This is a genomic window from Burkholderia sp. MR1-5-21, from assembly GCF_053427715.1.
In genome coordinates, this window is record NZ_JBSAXD010000007.1 from 213,351 (window position 1) to 235,407 (window position 22,057).

Below are 22,057 nucleotides of genomic sequence, written 5' to 3' on the forward strand. Positions count from 1 at the left end.
GGGCGGCGATATGGTAGTTTTGCGAACTGACGTTGAAATGTATCACACGGGTTCGTGCCGGCGGCCGTTGCGGCGGTGCGGCACGGGCTTCCCGGCGCGCGGCGGCGCCGCGGTCGCGCATCGCCGCGGCCCGCGAAGCCGCGCCAGGTTTCTTGCGCAAGGCCCGCTTCTCGATGACCGACGCTTCAACCCTGATCAGCACGTCCTATTCCCGCTACGTCGCTCGCGCGGTCGCCGCGCGCCCCGCGCTCGCCGAACGGATCGCCGCGTGGGCGGCCGCGCCGCTCACCCGCGCGCAGCTCGACGCGCGGCTCACCGAGCTGCTCGCGCCGCCCGCGGGTGGCGCGGCGCCCACTGAAGACCAGCTCAAGAAGGCGCTGCGGCAACTGCGCGCCGAGGCGATCGGCGCGGTCGCCGAGCGCGACCTGCGCGGCATCGCCGACGTCGCCGAGGTCACGGGCGCGATGACCGATCTCGCCGAGGTCGCGGTGCAGCGCTCGCTCGCGCTGCTGTCGGCCGAGCTCGACGCGCTGTACGGCGAGCCGCGCGGGGTGGACGGCGAACGCGTCGTGCTCGGCGTGGTCGGGATGGGCAAGCTCGGCGGCCGCGAGCTGAACGTGTCGTCCGACATCGACCTGATCTTCGTCTACGAGGACGACGGCGAGACGGCGGGCGGCGCCCGCGCGGCGCTGTCGACGCAGGAATACTTCACGCGGCTCGGCCGGCGCCTGATCGGCGTGCTGTCCGAGGTGACGGCCGACGGCTACGTGTTTCGCGTCGACATGCGGCTGCGCCCGAACGGCGATTCCGGGCCGCTCGTCTGCAGCCTCGGGATGCTCGAGGAGTATTTCTACGTGCAGGGGCGCGAGTGGGAGCGCTACGCGTGGATCAAGGGCCGGCTCGTGTCCGAAGGGCACAGCGCCGCTGCGCAGCGGCTCGCGACGCAGCTCAACGCGATCGTCAAGCCGTTCGTCTACCGGCGGTATCTCGATTTCGGCGTGATCGGCGCGATCCGTTCGCTGCATCAGCAGATCCGCCAGGAGGCCGCGCGCCGCGCATCGATGCGGCCGGACAAGGCCGACGACATCAAGCTCGGGCGTGGCGGGATCCGCGAGATCGAGTTCAGCGCGCAGGTGTTCCAGCTGATCCGCGGCGGCCAGGACGCCGGCTTCCGCGTGCGGCCGACGCTCGCGGTGCTGCGCCATGCGCAGGCGCGCGGGCTGATCGGCGACGACGTGGAGGCGCGGCTGACCGACGCTTACAACTTCCTGCGCACGCTCGAGCACCGGCTGCAATACCGCAACGACGCACAGACGCACGCGATGCCCGTCGATGCCGACGAGCGCGCGGCGCTCGCGGCATCGCTCGGCTTTGCCGACTATGCGGCGCTGATGACGGTGCTCGACGGCCATCGCACGTTCGTCGAGGCGCAGTTCGACCAGATCTTCGCCGACAAGGTCAACGGCGGGCAGGGGTGCGGCGCGGCCGAAGACAGCGCGGCGGCATGGATCTGGAGCGGCGCACTCGGCGACGACGGCGCGGACGATGCGCTGACCGCGCGCCTCGAGAGCCTCGGCTTCGGCGATCCGCAGGCAGTGCTCGCGCGGCTGCGCGCGGTCTGGCAGTCGTCGCGCTACACAGGCCTGCCGGAAAAGAGCCGGCAGCGCTTCGACAGCGTCGCGCAGCGCGCGCTCGAGGCGGCGCCCCGGATCGACGCCGCGCACCGCGACGACACGATCGTGCGGCTCTTCGACCTGCTCGAGACGGTCAGCCGGCGCGGCGTCTACCTCGCGCTGCTGACCGAATATCCGGCGGCGCTCGACCGCGTGCTGTCGGTGCTCGGCGCGACGCGCTGGGGCGGCGGCTACCTGATCCGGCACCCGCAGCTGCTCGACGAACTGCTCGACGACGAGGCGATCGCGAGCCCGTTCGACTGGCAGGCGTTCAAGCACGCACTGCGTGCGCGCCTCGCCGCGGCCGACGGCCCGGAGCAGCAGATGGACCTGCTGCGCCACGCGCAGCACGCGGAGGTGTTCCGCATCCTGCTGATCGACCTCGCGGGGCAACTGTCGGTCGAGCATGTCAGCGACCGGCTGTCCGAACTCGCCGACGCGGTGCTCGACGTGACGATCGAGGTCGTTTGGTCGCAACTCGCGAAACGCCACCGCGACGTGCCGAAGTTCGCGGTGATCGCCTACGGCAAGCTGGGCGGCAAGGAGCTCGGCTACGCGTCGGATCTCGACCTGATCTTCCTGTACGACGACCCTGACGAGCGGGCGGCGGACGTCTACACGACCTTCACCCGCCGGCTGATCACGTGGCTGACGACGGCCACCGGCGCCGGCGCGCTGTTCGACATCGACCTGCGGCTGCGGCCGAACGGCGAGGCCGGGCTGCTCGTCACCGATCTCGACGCATTCCGCCGCTACCAGCTGCGCGAGGGCGACGCGGCCAATACCGCGTGGGTCTGGGAGCACCAGGCGCTGACGCGGGCGCGCTACAGCGCGGGCGACGCGCAGATCGGCGCGGCGTTCGAGGCGATCCGCCAGCAGGTGCTGACGATCCCGCGTGACGGGGCCGTGCTGGCGACCGAAATCGTCGGCATGCGCGACAAGGTGTTTGCCGGCCATCCGAACCATGGCGAACTGTTCGACCTGAAGCACGACCGAGGCGGGATGGTGGACATCGAGTTCATCGTCCAGTACTGGGTGCTGCTGCATGCATCGAGCGATCCGGAACTGATCCGCAATACGGGCAACATCGCGCTGCTGCGCGAGGTCGCGCGCTTCGGGCTGATGAGCGAGGCGGAAGCCGAGCGTGTCGGCGCCGCGTATCGCACGTACCGGAAGCTGCAGCACAAGCTGCGGCTCGACGGAATGGAGAAGGCGCGGGTCGATCCGGCGATCGTCGCCGACGAGCGGGCGGCGGTGACGGCGCTTTGGGAGCGGGTGTTCGGGGCGGTTGAAACAAGCGGTTGAAACGAGTGCTTGAATCGGGCGTTTGAAATCGGAACGGCCGAGGCCGGCTGCGGTCGTTGAAACGAGTGTTCGGGGCGACTGAAACGGACGACCGACACGGGTGGTTGAAACGGATGTTTGAATACGGTCGGGGGACGGTGGCCCTCGGCCCGAAGCCCCGACCGCCCCCGTCGCGGCGGCCCGTCAGGCCGCCAGCATTTCCTTCGCGTGCTTGCGCGTCGTCGCGGTGATTTCGAGTCCGCCGAGCATCCGCGCGACTTCCTCGATCCGGCTCGTCCTGTCGAGCGGGACGACCGTCGACACGGTGCCGCCGTTGTCGTCCGCGCCCTTTGCGACCTGGAAGTGCTGGTCGCCACGCGCCGCAACCTGCGGCAGGTGGGTCACGCACAGCACCTGCCGGTCGCGCCCGAGCTGGTGCAGCAGGCGGCCGACCACCTCGGCGACGCCGCCGCCGATGCCCGTATCGACTTCGTCGAAGATCAGCGTCGGCGTCGGGCTCGCGGCGCTCGCGATGACCGCGAGCGCAAGGCTGATCCGCGCGAGTTCGCCGCCGGACGCGACCTTCGCGAGCGGCCGCAGCGGCACGCCCGCGTGTCCGGCGACGCGAAATTCGACCTGCTCGAGCCCGTGCGGGCCGCCGTCGGCAAGCGGTACGAGCGTGACGTCGAAGCTGCCGCCTGCCATCGACAGTTCCTGCATGCCGGTGGTGACGGCCGTGCCGAGCGCCTTCGCGGCCTGCGCGCGCGCCTTCGACAGCCGCTTCGCATCCGCGAGGTAGGCCTCCCACGCCTTGGCCTGCGCGGCTTCCAGCGCGCCGAGGTCGGCGGCCGCGTCGAGCGCGGCGAGCTGCGCGCGCCGCGCCGCGTGCTCTTCGTGCAGCGTATCGGGCGGCAGGCGGAACTTGCGCGCGGTCGAATGCAGCGCGTCGACGCGCGTTTCGACCTGCGCGAGGCGATCCGGGTCGAGGTCGAGGCGCTGTGCGTAATGCGACAGCGAGTAGACGGCTTCCTGCAGCTGGATTTCGGCCGGCTCGAGCGACGCGAGCGCATCGCCGAGCGCCGGATCGTAGTCGGCGAGGCTGCGCAGCTTCGACACGATCGCGCCGAGCTGTGCGAGCATCGCATCGTCGGCCTCGGACAGCGCGTTGAGCGCGCCCTGCACGCCGTCGATCAGGTTCGCCGAATGCGACAGGCGCTTGTGTTCCGCGTTGATCTCTTCCCATTCGCCCGGCTGCGGCGCGAGCTTGTCGAGTTCGGCGAGCTGCCACGCGAGCTTTTCGCGTTCGAGCTGCAGCTCGCGCTCGTGCGCTTTCGCCGCATCGATCGCCTGGGTCGCATCGCGCCACACGCGCCACGCGCGCGCGACGTTCGCGGCGTCGGCGACGAGCCCCGCGTGCGTGTCGAACAGCTCGCGCTGCGCGTCGGGCCGCATCAGCAGCTGGTGCGCATGCTGGCCGTGGATGTCGACGAGCATCTCGCCGACCTCGCGCAGCTGCGCGAGTGTCGCGCTCGTGCCGTTGACGAACGCGCGCGAACGGCCGTTCGCGTCGATCACGCGGCGCAGCATCACGGTGTCCTCGGCGTCGAACGCGTGTTCGTCGAGCCAGCGGGCGACGCGGTCGTGCGGCGTGAATTCCGCGGTGATGTCGGCGCGGCTGCAGCCGGTGCGCACGACGCTCGCGTCGGCGCGCTCGCCGAGCGCGAGCGCAAGCGCGTCGATCAGGATCGATTTGCCGGCGCCGGTTTCGCCGGAGAAGACGGTAAAGCCGCTGTCGAATTCGAGATCGAGCGCGGCGACGATGACGAAGTCGCGGATCGAGAGGTGGCGGAGCATGGTGGTCGGGCGGTAGGGCGTCAGGACGCCGTGTCGTCGTCTTCGTTCGATGCGTGTTCGTTCCAGTGCAGCTTCTTGCGCAGCGTCGCGTAATAGCTGTAGCCGATCGGGTGCAGGAACGGCACCGTGTGCCGCGAGCGTCGCACCTCGATCGTGTCGTTCAGTTCGAGCGCCGTGAACGACTGCATGTCGAAATTCACGTTGACGTCGCGTCCGCCGACGATCTGGATCGCAATCTTCGAGTCGTCCGGCAGCACGATCGGCCGGTTCGACAGTGCGTGCGGCGCGATCGGCACGAGCACGATGCCCTGCAGCTGCGGGTGCAGGATCGGCCCCGCCGACGACAGCGCGTACGCGGTCGAGCCGGTCGGCGTGGCGACGATCAGGCCGTCCGACCGCTGGTTGTACATGAACCGGCCGTCGACCGACGCACGCAGCTCGACCATCCCGGAAAAGCCGCTGCGGTTCACGACGACGTCGTTGAACGCGAGCGCGTGGTAGATCGGCTCGCCGTCGCGCATGATCCGCGCCTCGAGCAGCGACCGTTCCTCGCGCTCGAACTTGCCGGACAGCATCACCGGGACGCGCGCCTGCATGTCGGCCGCCGCGATGTCCGTGACGAAGCCGAGCCGCCCGTGGTTGATCCCGATCAGCGGCGTCTTGTACGGCGCGAGCTGCCGGCCGATGCCGAGCATCGTGCCGTCGCCGCCGAGCACGACCGCCACGTCGGCACGCGCCCCGATTTCGGCCGGGGTGAGCGCCGGGTAGCCGGCGATGCCGAACTCGCGCGCCGTGTCGGCTTCGAAGACCACCTCGAAACCCTGCTTCGCGAGGCAGTCTGCCAGCGTGGCGAGCGGCTCGGCGATGCCGGGCGTGTTGCTCCGGCCGACGAGCGCGACAGTATGGAACTGATTACCGGTTTTCATGGCGGCATTACACCATAGCTCGTTGACGAAAAGAACCGTCCGCGGCGCCGGGCGCTGCGGAAGGCCCGTTCGGGCACTGTCCGCGGCCACTCGCCGCAGTCGCGCGGTTGCGCTAAAATTTTCCACCATGCTAGATCCTCGCGCACGAACCCTCCTGAAAACCCTGATCGAACGGTATATCGCCGACGGTCAGCCGGTCGGATCGCGCACGTTGTCCCGTTATTCCGGGCTCGAGCTGAGCCCGGCGACGATCCGCAACGTGATGTCCGACCTGGAGGAGCTCGGCCTCGTCTCGAGCCCGCACACGTCGGCCGGCCGCGTGCCGACCCCGCGCGGCTATCGGCTGTTCGTCGACACGATGCTGACGGTCGATGCGCCGATCGACGCCGATGCGGTCACCCGCCAGGTGCAGACCACGCTGCAGGCCGGCGAGCCGCAGCAGAAGGTGGTCGCGGCCGCGGCGAGCGTGCTGTCGAACCTGTCGCAGTTCGCCGGCGTCGTGCTGACGCCGCGCCGCAGCCACGTGTTCAAGCAGATCGAGTTCATGCGCCTGTCCGACAAGCGCATCCTGCTGATCATCGTCACCCCCGAGGGCGACGTGCAGAACCGGATGCTCGCGACCCCGCGCGACTACTCGCCGTCGCAGCTGACCGAGGCGTCCAACTACATCAACGCGCATTTCGCCGGCCTGTCGTTCGACGAGGTGCGGCGCCGCCTGCGCGACGAGATCGACCAGCTGCGCGGCGACATGACCGCGCTGATGCATGCGGCCGTGACCGCGAGCACCGAGGTGCCGGATACGGAAGACACGGTGCTCATTTCCGGCGAACGCAACCTGCTCGAGGTGGCGGACCTGTCGTCCGACATGGCGCGGCTGCGCAAGCTGTTCGACGTGTTCGACCACAAGACGGGCCTCCTGCAATTGCTCGACGTGTCGAGCCACGCCCAGGGCGTGCAGATCTTCATCGGCGGCGAATCGACGCTCGTGCCGATCGAGGAAATGAGCGTCGTCACCGCGCCTTACGAGGTCAACGGCAAGATCGTCGGCACGCTCGGCGTGATCGGACCGACCCGCATGGCGTACAACCGGGTGATCCCGATCGTCGACATCACCGCGCGGCTGCTGTCGCTGACGCTCAGCCAGCAATAACCGGTCCAGCCATCTTGACGCGGCGCGGTGCGCGCCGCAATCGGCCGAACGGCCAGCTACCCCGGCCGGGACGGCCCGCTATAATTGAAAGCCGTCCGGTTCCGTGCCCCGAGCACGTTCTCTTTATGCGCTTCGATCTTGAGCCGCCATCGAGCGTCGCCGCCGCCCATCGCATCGCGGTGCTGCTGATCAATCTCGGCACGCCCGACGCGCCGACGCCGCGCGCGGTCCGGCGCTACCTCGCCGAATTCCTGTCCGATCCCCGCGTCGTCGAAATCCCGCAGGCGGTCTGGCAGATCCTGCTGCGCACGGTCATCCTGCCGCTGCACGGCCGCGCGTCCGCGAAGAAGTACGCGGCCGTCTGGATGCCCGAAGGCTCGCCGCTGCGCGTGCACACCGAGCGCCAGGTCGAAGGCGTGCGGCACCTGCTCGCGTCGAACGGCTACCACGTGCTCGTCGATTACGCGATGCGCTACGGCAGCCCGAGCATTCCGCAGGTGCTCGCGCAACTGAAGCGCGCGGGCGTCGAGCGGGTGCTGCTGATGCCGATGTATCCGCAATACTCGGCGTCGACGACCGCGACGGCGTTCGACGCCGCGTTCGCCGCGCTCGCGCGCGTCCGCAACCAGCCGGAAGTCCGCACCGTGCGCCAATACGCCGACCATCCGGCGTATATCCACGCGCTCGCCGAGCAGGTGCGCCAGTACTGGGCGCAGCATGGCCGGCCCGATTTCGCGGCCGGCGACAAGCTCGTGCTGAGCTTCCACGGCGTGCCGAAGCGCACGCTCGACCTCGGCGATCCATATCACGACCAGTGCCAGCAGACGGCCGCGCTGCTGATGACGGCGCTCGGGCTGTCGACGATCGAATGCCGCGTGACGTTCCAGTCCCGTTTCGGCAAGGCCGAGTGGCTGCAGCCGTACACCGCGCCAACGCTGCGCGAACTCGGCGAGGCGGGCGTGCGGCGCACGGACGTGTTCTGTCCGGGCTTTACGGCCGACTGCCTGGAGACGATCGAGGAAATCGGGATGGAGGTGCGCGACGAATTCATCGCCGGCGGCGGCAAGGCGTTCCATCGGATTCCGTGCCTGAACGGCGCGCACGCATGGATCGGCGCGCTGGGCGAGATCGTCGCGGAAAATCTGCAGGGCTGGCCGGTCAAGGCGGCGCAGCCGGAAACGGTAGGCTGAAATGAAACGACCCCCACGCTTGCTCCGTTCGCTGTCCCCCGAGGGGGCGGTCAGCCCCCTCGGGGCGGCCCGGCGGAGGCTGACATGAACTACAAGATTTCCATGGAACCGGGTGCGAAGCTGCGCATCGACAAGTGGCTGTGGGCCGCACGGTTCTTCAAGACGCGCTCGCTCGCGGCCGACGCGGTCGACAAGGGCCGGGTGCGGATCGGCGGCGCGCCGGTCAAGCCGGCCAAGGAAGTGCGCGTCGGCGACATGGTCGAGATTGCGATCGACGGCATCGTCTGGCACATTGCCGTGCTGGGCGTGTGCGACGTGCGCGGGCCGGCGAGCGTTGCGCAGACCCTTTATGCGGAGACGGAATCCGGGCGGGCCACGCGGCTCGCCGAACAGGAGCGGCGTCGAGCGTACCGCGAGCCGGCGGCCGAACTGCACGGCCGGCCAACGAAACGCGACCGCCGCATCATCGACAGATTTTCTGGTGGGAGCTGAACATCTGGTCGAACGTCGCCTGTACGCTCCCGTACTCGGTCGTGCGGTCGGTGACCGCCCCGGAAAGGCAGATGGTGGTAGTGCCGGCAATGAGTACCAGCGCGACCACCGATATGGCAAAGGTCAGTTTCACGGTACTCCCCTCGAGAAGACGGGTGAAAACAGCGCCAGGTGGATGTCGGGCGGCGGTCAGGTCAGGGTAAACGAGCTTCTCCGACGCCTGTGTTGCAGTGTAGTTCAGCCCCCGGAGGCGAGCTAGTACTTGCCAGGTAAGCGTTGTTACAGGCCGTTTCGCCCGGCCGGCGGGGCGTGCGGGCGTTGCACCGGCAGGCGGCGCGGTTGTTTCGCGGCGCTGGCGAATGCGCGCGAATAACCCTCTTGAAATTGTAGTTTTCAACCTTATCTGCACCAGCAATGTGCGGTGCCGCCGGGCTTTCATCCGACGGTTGCCGATTTGGCTTCAACCTCTAATCGACTTTCAGCGACATGGAAAACACGCAAGAGAACCCGGCTACCCAATCGGCCGAAGACATCGGCAGCGAGACGCAGGCAGCGCAAGGCGCAGCGCCGGCCGCCGTTGCCGCCGAAGCGGCGCTCGCCGAGGCTCAAGCCAAGGTCGCCGAGCTGCAGGAAAGCTTCCTGCGGGCGAAGGCCGAAACCGAGAACGTGCGCCGCCGTGCGCAGGACGACGTCGCGAAGGCGCACAAGTTCGCGATCGAAAGCTTTGCCGAGCATCTGCTGCCGGTGCTGGACAGCCTCGAGGCGGCGGTCGGCGACACGTCCGGCGACCTCGCGAAGGTGCGCGAAGGCGTCGAGCTGACGCTGCGCCAGCTGACGAACGCGCTCGAGAAGGGCCGCGTCGTCGCGATCAACCCGGTCGGCGAGAAGTTCGACCCGCACCAGCACCAGGCGATCTCGATGGTGCCGGCCGAGCAGGAGCCGAACACCGTCGTCGCCGTGCTGCAAAAGGGCTACACGATTGCCGACCGCGTGCTGCGCCCGGCGCTCGTGACGGTCGCGCAACCGAAGTAAGGCCGCCGTCATGTCCGCCGCCGGCGTCGATCCGGCCGCATTCGACGTGTTCGGCATGCAGGCCTTGTCTGCCGACACGTTCGACGCCGGTCTCGCGGGCGCCGGCGACGCGCTCGCGGTCGTGTTCTTCTGGGGCGTCGACTGCTTCAACTGCGAGATCGCGAAGAAGGCGATGCTGGCTCAGCCGGGCGCGATCCGTGCGCTGGATCTCAAGTGGTTCCATAGCAACGTGTACGAACACCCGGCGCTCGGGCGCCGCTTCGGGCTGCACGGCGTGCCGACGTGGTTCTTCTTTCACCGCGGCAGGCGGCTCGGCCGCGCGACCGGCTGGCACGGGCTCGCGCAGTTCGAGGCGGCCGTGGCCGCCGCGCGGCGGAAGATCGGTGCGCCCGCCCATCCGGGGCCGGCGGCCGATTGAAAAAATTTAATAGCCGCATCGCTTGTCGGGTCTTGAAAACGGCGCGGTCGGACTTATTTCGGGAACAGAGTTGAATTCGGCGCGCGAAACGGCCGCAAAATGGCCGGTTTCGCGCAGCAATCAAGGATTTCTGGAGATTAGGAAAAAATGGGAAAGATCATCGGTATTGACCTCGGCACCACGAACTCGTGCGTCGCGATCATGGAAGGCAACCAGGTCAAGGTTATCGAGAACTCGGAAGGCGCACGCACCACGCCGTCGATCATCGCCTACATGGACGACAACGAAGTGCTCGTCGGCGCGCCGGCCAAGCGTCAATCGGTGACGAACCCGAGAAACACGCTCTTCGCGGTCAAGCGCCTGATCGGCCGCCGCTTCGAAGAGAAGGAAGTGCAGAAGGACATCGGCCTGATGCCGTACTCGATCGTCAAGGCGGACAACGGCGACGCGTGGGTCGAGGCGCATGGCGAGAAGCTCGCGCCGCCGCAAGTGTCGGCGGAAGTGCTGCGCAAGATGAAGAAGACGGCCGAAGACTACCTCGGCGAGCCGGTCACGGAAGCCGTGATCACGGTGCCGGCGTACTTCAACGACAGCCAGCGCCAGGCGACGAAGGACGCGGGCCGCATCGCGGGGCTCGAAGTCAAGCGGATCATCAACGAGCCGACCGCGGCCGCACTTGCGTTCGGCCTCGACAAGGTCGAGAAGGGCGACCGCAAGATCGCCGTCTATGACCTCGGCGGCGGCACGTTCGACATTTCGATCATCGAGATCGCGGACGTCGACGGCGAGATGCAGTTCGAAGTGCTGTCGACCAACGGCGACACGTTCCTCGGCGGCGAGGACTTCGACCAGCGCATCATCGACTACATCATCGGCGAGTTCAAGAAGGAGCAGGGCGTCGACCTGTCGAAGGACGTGCTCGCGCTGCAGCGCCTGAAGGAAGCCGCTGAAAAGGCGAAGATCGAGCTGTCGTCGAGCCAGCAGACCGAAATCAACCTGCCGTACATCACGGCCGACGCTTCGGGCCCGAAGCACTTGAACCTGAAGATCACCCGCGCAAAGCTGGAAGCGCTGGTCGAGGACCTGGTCGAGCGCACGATCGAGCCGTGCCGCATCGCGATCAAGGATGCGGGCGTCAAGGTGTCGGACATCGACGACGTGATCCTGGTCGGCGGCCAGACCCGCATGCCGAAGGTCATGGAGAAGGTGAAGGAATTCTTCGGCAAGGATCCGCGCCGTGACGTGAACCCGGACGAAGCCGTTGCCGTCGGCGCGGCGATCCAGGGCCAGGTGCTGTCGGGCGACCGCAAGGACGTGCTGCTGCTCGACGTGACCCCGCTGTCGCTCGGCATCGAGACGCTCGGTGGCGTGATGACGAAGATGATCAACAAGAACACGACGATCCCGACGAAGCACGCCCAGGTGTACTCGACGGCGGACGACAACCAGGGCGCCGTGACGATCAAGGTGTTCCAGGGCGAGCGCGAGATGGCAGCCGGCAACAAGCTGCTCGGCGAGTTCAACCTGGAAGGCATCCCGCCCGCACCGCGCGGCGTGCCGCAGATCGAAGTGACCTTCGACATCGACGCGAACGGCATCCTGCACGTCGCCGCGAAGGACAAGGCGACCGGCAAGGAAAACAAGATCACGATCAAGGCGAACTCGGGCCTGTCCGAAGCCGAGATCGACCAGATGATCAAGGACGCGGAAGCGAACGCGGCGGAAGATCACAAGCTGCGCGAGCTGGCCGATGCGCGCAACCAGGGCGACGCGCTCGTCCACAGCACGAAGAAGGCGCTGACCGAGTACGGCGACAAGCTGGACGCGGGCGAGAAGGAGAAGATCGAGGCTGCGCTGAAGGAACTCGAGGACGTGCTGAAGAGCACCTCGAGCGACAAGGCCACGATCGATGCGAAGGTCGAAGCCGTGGCGACGGCCTCGCAGAAGCTCGGTGAGAAGATGTACGCCGACATGCAGGCCCAGGCTGGTGCGGCCGGCGCGGCGGGCGCAGAGGAAGGCGCGGCCCACGCGGGCGGCGCACAGCAGGCTGCCGACGACGTCGTCGACGCCGAGTTCAAGGAAGTGAAGAAGGACTGAGCCGGGTTGCAACAGCACCGCACGCCGCGCGCGAATGCCGCGCGCGGCGCGGCTGACAAGCGGTCTGTCTTTCCTTCCGGATGGCCGGATCGACTCTACGCCTGGCGGGCTTCGCGGCCCTCCGGGCACATTTGTTTTTTGGCGGGCGCTGCGTGTGCCGTCCCTGGACGGGCGCCGCAACGCCAGACGAGTCGCGAGACTTTACTGCGAGCGAAAGGAGCCGCCGCGTGCATCAGGCGCGGACGGCAGTGAATCGATATGGCGAAACGGGATTACTACGAGGTTCTGGGCGTCGCGAAGAATGCGAGCGACGACGAAATCAAGAAGGCATATCGCAAGCTTGCGATGAAGTATCACCCTGACCGCAATCCGGACAACAAGGATGCGGAAGAGCATTTCAAGGAGGTGAAGGAAGCCTATGAAATGCTGTCGGATGGCCAGAAGCGGGCCGCGTACGACCAGTACGGCCACGCGGGTGTCGATCCGAACATGGGCGGTGCGGGCGCACAGGGCTTCGGCGGCTTTGCCGACGCGTTCGGCGACATCTTCGGCGACATCTTCGGCCAGGCGGCGGCGGGCGGCCGCGGCGGCCGGGGCGGCCCGCAGGTGTATCGCGGCGCGGACCTGCGCTACAGCATGGAAATCACGCTCGAGCAGGCCGCGCACGGCTACGACACGCAGATCCGCGTGCCGAGCTGGGTGTCGTGCGAGGTCTGTCACGGTTCGGGCGCGAAGCCGGGCACCAAGCCCGAGACCTGCCCGACCTGTCACGGCCAGGGCACGGTGCGCATGTCGCAGGGCTTCTTCAGCATCCAGCAGACCTGCCCGAAGTGTCATGGCAGCGGCACCTACATTCCGGATCCGTGCGCGCACTGCCACGGTTCGGGCAAGGTGAAGGAAACCAAGACGCTCGAAGTGAAGATCCCGGCCGGGATCGACGACGGCATGCGGATCCGCTCGGCCGGCAACGGCGAGCCGGGCATCAACGGCGGGCCGCCGGGCGACCTGTACGTCGAGATCCACATCAAGCCGCACTCGGTGTTCGAGCGCGACGGCGACGACCTGCATTGCCAGATGCCGATCCCGTTCACGACCGCCGCGCTCGGCGGCGAGATCGAGGTGCCGACGCTGGCCGGCCGCGCGACGTTCCCGGTGCCGGAAGGCACGCAGTCAGGCAAGACGTTCCGCCTGCGCGGCAAGGGCATCAAGGGGCTGCGTTCGAGCATCGCGGGCGATCTGTACGTGCACGTGCAGGTCGAGACGCCCGTGAAGCTGACCGACCATCAGCGCGACCTGCTCAAGCAGTTCGAGAAGTCGCTGGCCGAAGGCGGTGCGCGCCACAGCCCGCAGAGCAAGAGCTGGTTCGACCGCGTGAAGAGCTTCTTCGAGTGACGGCATGATTGAAGGCAGCGAGAGCGCGCCGTTCGCGCTCTTGGACGATTGCGACTCGACCGCGTCCGCGCGGTCGAGTCGCTTGTACACGGGCTTCGTGCATGAACGGGTGTGCACCGACCCCGCCCGGCTCGACGACGTCGACGCGGCACTGGCGCAGGATCTGCGGGACGGGCTGCACGCGGTCGTCGTCGGCGACTACGAATTCGGGCGCAATCTGCAATGGGCGCAGCCGGGCAAGGCCCCGCTGCGCTTTTTGCTGTTCGCGCGCTGCGAGCACCTGTCGCGCGACGAAGTCGACGCGTGGCTCGCGGAACGCGACGGCGGCGCGGCTGCGCCGTCGATCGCGGGCGTCGCGCATGTGACGAAGAGCGTGACGCGCGATGCATTCGATACGGCGATCTCGGCCGTGCACGATGCGTTGTGCGCGGGCGATTCGTATCAGGTCAATTACACGTACCGGCTCCATTTCGACGTGTTCGGCACGCCGCTCGCGCTGTACCGGCGCCTGCGCGCGCGCCAGCCGGTGCGTTATGGCGCGCTGATCGCGCTGCCGGACGGCGCGTGGGTCGTGTCGTGTTCGCCCGAGCTGTTCGTCGAAAAGCACGGCGACGTGCTGCGCGCGCGGCCGATGAAGGGCACCGCGCCGCGTTCGGACGACCCGCAGCGCGATGCCGAAGCGGCCGCGTTCCTCGCGAGCGACCCGAAGAATCGCGCCGAGAACGTGATGATCGTCGATCTGCTGCGCAACGACGTGTCGCGGATCGCGCGCACGGGCACGGTCAAGGTGCCCGCGCTGTTCTCGGTCGAGCCGTATGCGTCGGTGTGGCAGATGACGTCCACCGTCGAGGCCGGCTGGCGCGGCGGCACGACGTTCGCCGACATGCTGCGCGCGCTGTTTCCGTGCGGCTCGATCACCGGCGCGCCGAAGCACAAGACGATGCAGTTGATCGATGCGATCGAATCGACGCCGCGCGGGCTCTATACGGGAGCAATCGGCTGGCTCGACGCGCCGCGCGCGCCTGCGGCTGGCTGCGGCGATTTTTGCCTGTCGGTCGCGATCCGCACGTTGACGGTCGGGGCGGCCGGCTTAGGTGCGGCCGGCGATGAGGCGGCCAGCATAAGCGCAACCGCCGCGGGCGCACGGCATACCGGCACGATGGGCGTCGGTGCGGGTATCGTCCTCGACAGCGTCGCGGCCGACGAATATGCGGAGTGCGAATTGAAGGCGCAATTCCTGACCGATGCCGATCCCGGCTTCCAGTTGTTCGAAACGACCTGCGCGACGCGCGCGGACGGCATTCGCCATCTCGAGCGCCACCTCGCGCGGCTGCAACGCAGCGCGGATGCGTTCGGGTTCCGCTTCGATGCGGCGGCGCTGCGCCGCGAGATCGATACGCGCTGCGCGGCGCTCGACGGCGACGGCCCGTACCGGATGAAGCTCGCGCTGGCGAAGAACGGCACGGTCGAGATCACGGCCGCACCGCTCAAGCCGCTGCCCGCGGGCCCGGTGGGCGTGCTGCTTGCCGCCGACCACGGGTTCGCACCGACGCATGCCGACGACGCGCTGCTGCTGCACAAGACGACCCGCCGCGCCGACTTCGATCGCGCGTGGCAGGGCGCGGAGGCGCTCGGCTGCTTCGACATGCTGTTCGTCAACGCGCGCGGCGAAGTGACGGAAGGCGGACGCTCGAACCTGTTCGTGAAGCTCGACGGCCAATGGGTGACGCCACCATTGTCGTGCGGCGTGCTGCCGGGCGTGATGCGTGGCGTGCTGCTCGACGATCCGTCGTTCGGTGCGGTGGAGCGTGTCGTGACGCGCGCCGACCTGGCGCGCGCGCAAGCGCTGCTGCTGACCAACGCGCTGCGCGGCGCGCTCGACGCGGTGCTGAAGTGACCGGCCGGCGCGGGCATCGCGCCGCAACGACCGCATGAAAATAGCGCGGCGCCCCGCAAAGGGCGCCGCGCTTTTTCATGTCCGCGAGCCGGCGGCGAACCGCCGGTCTCCTGTCAGAACGAATGCTCCGGCCCGGGGAACGTGCCGTCCTTCACCGCGCGCACATAGGCTTCGACGGCCGCATGGATGTTCGGCTGGCCCTGCATGAAATCCTTCACGAACCGCGGCCGCTTGCCGGGGAAGATGCCGAGCATGTCGTGCAGCACGAGCACCTGCCCGGAGCAGTCGGCGCCCGCGCCGATGCCGATCGTCGGGATCTTCAGCATGTGTGTGACTTCCGACGCGACGAGCGTCGGCACGGCTTCGAGCACCACGAGCTGCGCACCCGCGTCCTCGATCGCGCGCGCGTCGCGCAGCAGCTGCGCGGCGCCGGCCTCGGTCTTGCCCTGCACCTTGAAGCCGCCGAACGCATGCACCGACTGCGGCGTGAGGCCGACGTGCGCACACACGGGCACCGAGCGCTCGACGAGGAAGCGCACGGTGTCGGCGAGCCATACGCCGCCTTCGAGCTTGACCATCTGCGCGCCCGCGCGCATCAGCTTGACCGAGCTCGCGAACGCGTCGGCCGGCGTGCCGTACGTGCCGAACGGCAGATCCGCGACGACGAGCGCGCGCGGCTGCGTGCGCGCGACGCATGCGGTGTGGTACGCGATGTCGTCGAGCGTGACGGGCAGCGTGGTCGTGTGGCCCTGCAGCACGTTGCCGAGCGAATCGCCGATCAGCAGCACGTCGGTGCCCGCACTGTCGAGCAGCGCGGCGAAGCTCGCGTCGTAGCAGGTCAGCATCGCGATCTTCTCGCCGGCGTCGCGCATTGCCTGCAGCTTGGGCACCGTCACGGCAGGCCGACTCGATTCCTGGAGATAGGTCATGGGAAATCCCGTTCGATGGGTGAAGAAGCGGCGGGACGCGTCAGCGCGTCGTCTCGCCCTTGACGAAGAATTCCTTGCGGCCGCGCATCGTTTCGATGCGCTCGATCAGCAACGCGAGGTCTTCGGGGGATTCCAGCGGGTTCAGATGTTCCGCGGCGACCGTCAGCACCGGCGTGCGGTCGTAGTGATAGAAGAATTCGTTGTATGCGTCGACGAGCGCGCGCAGGTACGCGTCGCTGATCTGCAGCTCCATCGGCAGCCCGCGCTTCTGGATCCGCGCGAACAGCACTTCGGGGCTCGCCTGCAGGTACACGACGAGATCGGGCGTGGGCGCCTGCGGCAATTCCACGTGCGCCGACAGCGCGCGGTACAGCTGCCACTCGTCGTCAGGCAGGTTCAGCCGCGCGAAGATCTCGTTCTTCTGCGGCATGAAGTCGGTCACGACCGGCCGGCCCGTTTCCAGTGCGCCGATCAGTTCGCGTGCCTGCTGCGCGCGCTGCAGCGCGAACGACAGTTGCGTCGGCAGCGCGTAGCGCGCGGTGTCGCGATAGAAGCGTTCGAGAAACGGGTTGTCCTGCGGGCGCTCGAGCAGTGTCTGCATCGACCAGCGCTCCGCGAGCAGGCCCGCGAGCGTCGTCTTGCCGACGCCGATCGGGCCTTCGATCACGAGATAGCGGTGCGGTGCGCGCAGATCGGGCGCGGTGACGGTCAGCGGTGTCGGGTTCATCGGCAGCGGCCCTTGTCGGCACCGGCGGCGCTGTCCGCGCTGGCGGCCAGCGCCTTCTGCAGCAGGCACTGGCAGGTCTGGACCTTCTCGATGCGCTGGCTCGCGACCGCGGCGAGGAACGCCTCGGCACGGCCGCGCGCCGGAATGTCGAGCGCCGGGTCGATCTCGACGAGCGGCACGAGCGCGAACGCGCGATCGGTCAGCCGCGGGTGCGGCACGATCAGGTCGGGTTCGTCGATCGAGTCGGTGCCGAACAGCAGGATGTCGACGTCGAGCGTGCGCGGCGCGTTGCGGTACGGGCGCTCGCGCCCGAAGTGATTCTCGATCTTCTGGCAGAGGGCGAGCAGCTCGCGCGCGGCGAGCGTGGTGTCGATCTTGACGACGCAGTTGTAGTAGTCGTCGCCGCCCGCGTCGATCGGGGCGGTGCGATACAGGCTCGACTTGTCGAGAATCATGATGGTGCGCTGCTGGGCGAGACACACCACCGCGTCCTTCAGCGTCTGGCGTGCATCGCCGAGATTCGCCCCCAGGCCGAGATATGCAACCGTCATGGCATCACTTCCTACGTCGTTCGCCGGCGAGCGCGTCAGTCTTCCGAACCGCCCGGGGCACCCGGCGCCTGCTCGACGCCTTCGTCCGGCTTGCGATTCCTCGCACCGCCGCGGCGGCGCCGCTTGCGGGGCGATTTTTCCTTGCTTCCGCCCTGCGTGAGCAATGCCTCGCGGGCGGCCGCGTCGCCTTCGATGAAATCCGTCCACCACTGCGCGACGACCGGGTCCAGCTCGCCGGATTCGCAGCGTAACAGGAGGAAATCATACCCCGCTCTAAATCTTTGGTGTTCCAGCAGGCGCAGCGCGCCGCGGCCCGAGCGTTTCTCGAGGCGCAGCTGCAGCCCCCAGATCTCGCGCATGTCGGCCGAGAAGCGCTTGTGGATCGCGAGCTTCTCGGTCTGCATGTCGAGCACGTCGTCCATCGCGCGATGCAGCGCGGGCACCGGGAATTCGCCTTCGGCCGTGTACTGCTCGAAGCGCTGGCGCATGTCGTGCCACAGCAGCGTCGCGAACAGGAAGCCCGGCGACACGGGCTTGCCGGCGCGCACGCGCGCGTCGGTGTTGTTCAGCGCGAGCGTGATGAACTTCTCGCCCTGCGGCTGCTCGAGCACGACGTCGAGCAGCGGCAGCAGCCCGTGATGCAGGCCTTCGTTGCGCAACTGCTTCAGGCACGCGAGCGCGTGGCCGGACAGCAGCAGCTTCAGCATCTCGTCGAACAGGCGTGCGGCGGGCACGTTGTTGATCAGGTCGGCGAGCGCCTTGATCGGCTCGCGCGTATGCGGCTCGATGTCGAAGCCGAGCTTCGCCGCGAAGCGCACCACGCGCAGCATCCGCACCGGATCCTCGCGGTAGCGCGTGGCCGGGTCGCCGATCATCCGCAGCAGGCGGGCGCGCATGTCGGCCATCCCGTCGTGGTAGTCGAGCACCGTCTGCGTCGACGGATCGTAGTACATCGCGTTGATCGTGAAGTCGCGGCGCGCGGCGTCTTCGTGCTGTTCGCCCCACACGTTGTCGCGCAGCACGCGGCCGCTCGCGTCGACCGCGTGCGTGCGGCGGTCGAGTTCGTCGCGCTTCAGGCGCTTCGGCGGTTCGGCGTGCGCTGCAGGTTCCTGCGGCGCATCGACGAGCGCGCGGAACGTCGACACTTCGATCAGCTCCTGGCCGAACTGCACGTGGACGATCTGGAAGCGGCGGCCGATCAGGCGCGCGCGGCGGAACAGGCGCTGCACCTCGGTCGGCGTCGCGTCGGTCGCGACGTCGAAGTCCTTCGGCGCGATGCCGAGCAGCAGGTCGCGGACCGCGCCGCCGACGATGAACGCGCGGAAGCCCGCCTGTTGCAGCGTGTCGGTCACGCGCACCGCGTTCTTCGAGATCAGCGCGGGATCGATGCCGTGCACGTTCGCGGGCACGATGGTCGGTTCGTGATTGCGCGGCTTCTTCGCGGCGGCGCGTGCGCCTTTCGCGGCACGCGGGGCGGCCGGTGCGTTCGGGACGGCCGCGGTGTCGGTTTCGGCTTCGGGCTGCGCGGCGTCGTCCTGGCCGAGCAGCTTGCGGATGAGTTTCTTGATCACGACGTTCAGAAGAGATCCAGGATGCGCCAGCCGCGGTCGCTTGCATGCGCGCGCAGCGTGTCGTCAGGGTTGGTCGCGATCGGGTCGCTGACTTTTTCGAGCAGCGGGATGTCGTTGTGCGAATCGCTGTAGAAGTAGCTGCGCTCGAAGTCGTCCCAGTGCTTGCCGAGCGACGCGAGCCACGCTTCGGTGCGGACGATCTTGCCCTCGCGGTAGCTCGGCGTGCCGGTCGGCCGGCCCGTGTACGGCGAATCGGGGTGACCGTCCGTCGTCTCGACCTCGCACGCGATCAGCGTGTCGACGCCGAACGCGGTCGCGATCGGCCGCGTGATGAATTCGTTGGTCGCGGTGACGATGCAGCACAGGTCGCCCGCATCGAGGTGCTCGCGCACGAGTTCGAGCGCGGCGGGCAGCATCGCGGGGCGGATCACCTCGTGCATGTACTGCTCGTGCCATTCGGCCAGCTGCGTGCGCGAATACTTCGCGAGCGGCGTGAGCATCGCGGTCAGGTACGCGTGGATGTCGAGCTTGCCCGCCTTGTAGTCGGCGAAGAACTGGTCGTTCTGACGCGAGAAGCTGTCTGCGTCGACGATGCCGAGCTTCACCATGAAGCGGCCCCATTCGTGGTCGCTATCGGTCGGGATCAGCGTGTGATCGAGGTCAAAGAGTGCCAGATTAGTCATGGAAGCGCATTTTACTCGAAGCGGTTCGGACCCGTGCCCGGCGGCGCGATGTCGTCACCGGGGCGGGCCAGCATCCGGCGCAACAGCGGCAGCGTGACGGCGCGCTTCTGCTCGAGCGAGAAACGGTCGAGCGCGTCGAGCAGCGCCATCAGGCTCGGCATGTCACGGCGGAAATGGGTGAGCAGGTAAGCCGCGATGTCGTCGGTGAGCGCGATCCCGCGCTCCTTCGCCGCGAGCTTCAGTACGGCGATCTTGCCGGCGTCGGACGGCGGCGACAGGTGGAACACGAGCCCCCAGCCGAGGCGCGTGCGCAGGTCCTCGCGGACGTCGAGCGCGAGCGGCGCCGCGGGGCCCGCCGCGACGAACGCGCTCGACGGATGCGCGCGGACCTCGTTGAACAGGTTGAACAGCGCGACCTGCTGCGTGTCGCTCATCCGGTCGCAGTCGTCGATCGCGTAGATGCCGATGCGCGGGTCGAACGTGAACGCGCCGAGCGGGCTCTGCGGCGTGAGATAGCGCGCGTAGCCGTACGATGCGTCGCTCACGAGCGCCTGCAGCAGGTGGCTGCGGCCGCTGCCGGGCTCGCCCCAGATGTAGAACGACCGGTCCGGCACGGGGCCTGCCGCGAGCGCGAGGTCGAGCTTCTGCAGCCGAGTGACGAGCTCGCCGTTCTCCTCGCCCGTGATGAAGTTGTCGAACGTGGCGGGTGGCGGCGTGCCGAGATCGAGCGTCAGTTGACGGGAAGCAGTCACGATGCGGAGCGGTTGGGGTCGAGCGTACCGAAGGCCGGGCTCGCGCCGGGGAAGGCTTGCGCGCCGTCCGCGCGCACGACGGCGCCGCGGCTGCGGTGCGGTTCGCGTGGCGAAGAAAACGGGGACGTGTTGGCCAAGATGCAATCCCTGACGATTCGATGCGGGGAATTCCGGCCGCGCGGCCGGCTTCGGGTAAAATCGCATTTTACCGACCTTCTTGCATTCCCCCATGAATCCTCCGAAATCCGCTCCTGACGCTCAAGGTCTGTCCTATCGCGACGCAGGCGTCGACATCGACGCGGGCGACGCGCTCGTCGACAAGATCAAGCCCTTTGCGAAGAAAACCCTGCGCGACGGCGTGCTCGGCGGCATCGGCGGGTTCGGCGCGCTGTTCGAAGTGCCGAAGAAGTATCGCGAGCCGGTGCTCGTGTCGGGCACCGACGGCGTCGGCACGAAGCTCAAGCTTGCCTTTCATCTGAACAAACACGATACGGTCGGCCAGGATCTCGTCGCGATGAGCGTGAACGACATCCTCGTGCAGGGTGCCGAGCCGCTGTTCTTTCTCGACTACTTCGCGTGCGGCAAGCTCGACGTCGACACGGCGGCAACCGTCGTCAAGGGCATCGCGCAGGGCTGCGAGCTGTCGGGCTGCGCGCTGATCGGCGGCGAGACCGCCGAGATGCCGGGCATGTACCCGGACGGCGAATACGACCTGGCCGGCTTTGCGGTCGGCGCGGTCGAGAAGAGCAAGATCATCGACGGCAGCACGATCGCCGAGGGCGACGTGGTGCTGGGCCTCGCATCGAGCGGCATTCACTCGAACGGCTTCTCGCTCGTGCGCAAGATCATCGAGCGCGCGAACCCGGACCTGTCGGCCGATTTCCACGGCCGCTCGCTCGCGGACACGCTGATGGCGCCGACCCGCATCTACGTGAAGCCGCTCCTCGCGCTGATGGAAAAGATCGCGGTGAAGGGCATGGCGCACATCACGGGCGGCGGCCTCGTCGAGAACATTCCGCGCGTGCTGCGCGAAGGCCTGACCGCCGAGCTCGACCAGAAGGCCTGGCCGCTGCCGCCGCTGTTCCAGTGGCTGCAGGAGCACGGCGGCGTCGCCGACGCGGAAATGCACCGCGTGTTCAACTGCGGGATCGGCATGGCCGTGATCGTGTCGGCGGCGGACGCCGACGAGGCAGTCCGCCAGCTGACGGCAGCCGGCGAGCAGGTGTGGAAGATCGGCACCGTGCGCGCGACCCGCGAAGGCGAGGCGCAGACGGTCGTGGTCTGACGCGCCGTTAGCAGGACGATGTCATCGAAAGCCGCCCGGAGTCGATCCGGGCGGTTTTTTTTCTGCCGCGCCGCGCGCGCGACACGGGCGAAGGAGGGACGACGATGAGCGGGGACGAACGCGCGATCCGCGACCTGGTGGAAACCTGGCTCGT

The 22,057-nt window shown here is 68.1% G+C and carries 19 protein-coding genes; 10 read left to right on the plus strand and 9 right to left on the minus strand.

Translation table 11 applies throughout. The features are described 5' to 3' along the window. Window positions 1–173: 173 nt before the first annotated feature. Window positions 174–2,978, plus strand: coding sequence for a bifunctional [glutamate--ammonia ligase]-adenylyl-L-tyrosine phosphorylase/[glutamate--ammonia-ligase] adenylyltransferase (glnE, locus tag ACV229_RS12605; protein WP_448083457.1), 2,805 nt, complete (start codon window positions 174–176; stop codon window positions 2,976–2,978). A gap of 183 nt (window positions 2,979–3,161) precedes the next feature. Here the strand turns inward: glnE and recN are convergent, their stop codons facing one another. Continuing rightward, window positions 3,162–4,811, minus strand: coding sequence for a DNA repair protein RecN (recN, locus tag ACV229_RS12610; protein WP_448083458.1), 1,650 nt, complete (start codon window positions 4,809–4,811; stop codon window positions 3,162–3,164). Window positions 4,812–4,831: 20 nt separating this feature from the next. Then, a complete protein-coding gene (locus ACV229_RS12615; RefSeq protein WP_448083459.1) occupies window positions 4,832–5,737 on the minus strand; it encodes an NAD kinase in 906 nt (301 codons plus the stop codon). Between the two features lie 127 nt (window positions 5,738–5,864). Between ACV229_RS12615 and hrcA the strand changes: the two genes are divergently transcribed. The 3 genes from hrcA to ACV229_RS12630 all read left to right on the plus strand — a co-directional run bounded on the left by hrcA (window position 5,865) and on the right by ACV229_RS12630 (window position 8,569). Next, window positions 5,865–6,887 carry a heat-inducible transcriptional repressor HrcA gene (gene hrcA / locus ACV229_RS12620; protein ID WP_448083460.1) on the plus strand — a complete coding sequence of 341 codons (1,023 nt, stop codon included), beginning with the start codon at window positions 5,865–5,867 and terminating at the stop codon, window positions 6,885–6,887. Window positions 6,888–7,012: 125 nt separating this feature from the next. Continuing rightward, window positions 7,013–8,077 carry a ferrochelatase gene (gene hemH / locus ACV229_RS12625; protein ID WP_448083461.1) on the plus strand — a complete coding sequence of 355 codons (1,065 nt, stop codon included), beginning with the start codon at window positions 7,013–7,015 and terminating at the stop codon, window positions 8,075–8,077. Between the two features lie 84 nt (window positions 8,078–8,161). Further along, window positions 8,162–8,569 (plus strand): RNA-binding S4 domain-containing protein, encoded by a 408-nt coding sequence (locus ACV229_RS12630; RefSeq protein ID WP_448083462.1) that lies wholly within the window; start codon window positions 8,162–8,164, stop codon window positions 8,567–8,569. Here the strand turns inward: ACV229_RS12630 and ACV229_RS12635 are convergent. Further along, window positions 8,541–8,702 carry a hypothetical protein gene (locus ACV229_RS12635; RefSeq protein ID WP_448077981.1) on the minus strand — a complete coding sequence of 54 codons (162 nt, stop codon included), beginning with the start codon at window positions 8,700–8,702 and terminating at the stop codon, window positions 8,541–8,543. The two genes, ACV229_RS12630 and ACV229_RS12635, sit on opposite strands and share 29 nt — an antisense overlap. A 353-nt stretch (window positions 8,703–9,055) precedes the next feature. Between ACV229_RS12635 and grpE the strand changes: the two genes are divergently transcribed. The 5 genes from grpE to ACV229_RS12660 all read left to right on the plus strand — a co-directional run bounded on the left by grpE (window position 9,056) and on the right by ACV229_RS12660 (window position 15,405). Next, window positions 9,056–9,601, plus strand: coding sequence for a nucleotide exchange factor GrpE (grpE, locus tag ACV229_RS12640; protein ID WP_448083463.1), 546 nt, complete (start codon window positions 9,056–9,058; stop codon window positions 9,599–9,601). Between the two features lie 10 nt (window positions 9,602–9,611). Continuing rightward, complete coding sequence (locus ACV229_RS12645) at window positions 9,612–10,019, plus strand: thioredoxin family protein (protein WP_448083464.1); 408 nt, start codon at window positions 9,612–9,614, stop codon at window positions 10,017–10,019. A gap of 147 nt (window positions 10,020–10,166) precedes the next feature. Continuing rightward, entirely contained in the window at window positions 10,167–12,116 is a 1,950-nt protein-coding gene (gene dnaK / locus ACV229_RS12650) for a molecular chaperone DnaK (protein ID WP_448083465.1), read from the plus strand. A 258-nt stretch (window positions 12,117–12,374) separates the two neighbouring features. Next, the gene (dnaJ, locus tag ACV229_RS12655; RefSeq protein ID WP_448083466.1) at window positions 12,375–13,508 is read left to right on the plus strand and encodes a molecular chaperone DnaJ; all 1,134 of its coding nucleotides are present in this window, start codon (window positions 12,375–12,377) and stop codon (window positions 13,506–13,508) included. A gap of 4 nt (window positions 13,509–13,512) precedes the next feature. Next, the gene (locus tag ACV229_RS12660) at window positions 13,513–15,405 is read left to right on the plus strand and encodes a chorismate-binding protein (RefSeq protein WP_448083467.1); all 1,893 of its coding nucleotides are present in this window, start codon (window positions 13,513–13,515) and stop codon (window positions 15,403–15,405) included. Window positions 15,406–15,518: 113 nt separating this feature from the next. On the opposite strand, the gene panB is transcribed toward ACV229_RS12660, so the two are convergent. The 6 genes from panB to hda are packed head-to-tail and all read right to left on the minus strand — an operon-like array spanning window position 15,519 to window position 20,618. Then, window positions 15,519–16,334: a 3-methyl-2-oxobutanoate hydroxymethyltransferase gene (gene panB, locus ACV229_RS12665; RefSeq protein ID WP_448083468.1), complete on the minus strand. Its 816-nt coding sequence runs from the start codon at window positions 16,332–16,334 to the stop codon at window positions 15,519–15,521. Window positions 16,335–16,374: 40 nt separating this feature from the next. After that, window positions 16,375–17,061 (minus strand): deoxynucleoside kinase, encoded by a 687-nt coding sequence (locus ACV229_RS12670; protein ID WP_448083469.1) that lies wholly within the window; start codon window positions 17,059–17,061, stop codon window positions 16,375–16,377. Then, window positions 17,058–17,612: a 2-amino-4-hydroxy-6-hydroxymethyldihydropteridine diphosphokinase gene (folK, locus tag ACV229_RS12675; RefSeq protein ID WP_448083470.1), complete on the minus strand. Its 555-nt coding sequence runs from the start codon at window positions 17,610–17,612 to the stop codon at window positions 17,058–17,060. Before folK ends, ACV229_RS12670 begins: the two co-directional genes overlap by 4 nt. A 35-nt stretch (window positions 17,613–17,647) precedes the next feature. After that, the gene (gene pcnB / locus ACV229_RS12680; protein ID WP_448083471.1) at window positions 17,648–19,183 is read right to left on the minus strand and encodes a polynucleotide adenylyltransferase PcnB; all 1,536 of its coding nucleotides are present in this window, start codon (window positions 19,181–19,183) and stop codon (window positions 17,648–17,650) included. Between the two features lie 5 nt (window positions 19,184–19,188). Beyond that, complete coding sequence (locus tag ACV229_RS12685; RefSeq protein ID WP_448083472.1) at window positions 19,189–19,866, minus strand: histidinol-phosphatase; 678 nt, start codon at window positions 19,864–19,866, stop codon at window positions 19,189–19,191. Between the two features lie 11 nt (window positions 19,867–19,877). Beyond that, complete coding sequence (gene hda / locus ACV229_RS12690; RefSeq protein ID WP_448083473.1) at window positions 19,878–20,618, minus strand: DnaA regulatory inactivator Hda; 741 nt, start codon at window positions 20,616–20,618, stop codon at window positions 19,878–19,880. A gap of 229 nt (window positions 20,619–20,847) precedes the next feature. Here hda and purM point away from each other — a divergent pair, with 229 nt between their 5' ends. Further along, window positions 20,848–21,903, plus strand: a complete 1,056-nt coding sequence (gene purM, locus ACV229_RS12695) for a phosphoribosylformylglycinamidine cyclo-ligase (protein ID WP_448083474.1) — start codon at window positions 20,848–20,850, stop codon at window positions 21,901–21,903. The last annotated feature ends 154 nt before the right edge of the window (window positions 21,904–22,057 follow it).

What these genes read in the sequence shown, in the direction of transcription:
- glnE (WP_448083457.1), top strand. Translation starts at nt 174, where the DNA reads ATGACCGACGCTTCAACCCTGATCAGCACGTCCTATTCCCGCTACGTC.
- grpE (WP_448083463.1), top strand. Translation starts at nt 9,056, where the DNA reads ATGGAAAACACGCAAGAGAACCCGGCTACCCAATCGGCCGAAGACATC.
- folK (WP_448083470.1), bottom strand. Translation starts at nt 17,612, where the DNA reads ATGACGGTTGCATATCTCGGCCTGGGGGCGAATCTCGGCGATGCACGC.
- recN (WP_448083458.1), bottom strand. Translation starts at nt 4,811, where the DNA reads ATGCTCCGCCACCTCTCGATCCGCGACTTCGTCATCGTCGCCGCGCTC.
- ACV229_RS12660 (WP_448083467.1), top strand. Translation starts at nt 13,513, where the DNA reads ATGATTGAAGGCAGCGAGAGCGCGCCGTTCGCGCTCTTGGACGATTGC.
- dnaJ (WP_448083466.1), top strand. Translation starts at nt 12,375, where the DNA reads ATGGCGAAACGGGATTACTACGAGGTTCTGGGCGTCGCGAAGAATGCG.
- hemH (WP_448083461.1), top strand. Translation starts at nt 7,013, where the DNA reads ATGCGCTTCGATCTTGAGCCGCCATCGAGCGTCGCCGCCGCCCATCGC.
- dnaK (WP_448083465.1), top strand. Translation starts at nt 10,167, where the DNA reads ATGGGAAAGATCATCGGTATTGACCTCGGCACCACGAACTCGTGCGTC.
- ACV229_RS12685 (WP_448083472.1), bottom strand. Translation starts at nt 19,866, where the DNA reads ATGACTAATCTGGCACTCTTTGACCTCGATCACACGCTGATCCCGACC.
- ACV229_RS12630 (WP_448083462.1), top strand. Translation starts at nt 8,162, where the DNA reads ATGAACTACAAGATTTCCATGGAACCGGGTGCGAAGCTGCGCATCGAC.
- ACV229_RS12670 (WP_448083469.1), bottom strand. Translation starts at nt 17,061, where the DNA reads ATGAACCCGACACCGCTGACCGTCACCGCGCCCGATCTGCGCGCACCG.
- hrcA (WP_448083460.1), top strand. Translation starts at nt 5,865, where the DNA reads ATGCTAGATCCTCGCGCACGAACCCTCCTGAAAACCCTGATCGAACGG.
- ACV229_RS12615 (WP_448083459.1), bottom strand. Translation starts at nt 5,737, where the DNA reads ATGAAAACCGGTAATCAGTTCCATACTGTCGCGCTCGTCGGCCGGAGC.
- purM (WP_448083474.1), top strand. Translation starts at nt 20,848, where the DNA reads ATGAATCCTCCGAAATCCGCTCCTGACGCTCAAGGTCTGTCCTATCGC.
- panB (WP_448083468.1), bottom strand. Translation starts at nt 16,334, where the DNA reads ATGACCTATCTCCAGGAATCGAGTCGGCCTGCCGTGACGGTGCCCAAG.
- ACV229_RS12645 (WP_448083464.1), top strand. Translation starts at nt 9,612, where the DNA reads ATGTCCGCCGCCGGCGTCGATCCGGCCGCATTCGACGTGTTCGGCATG.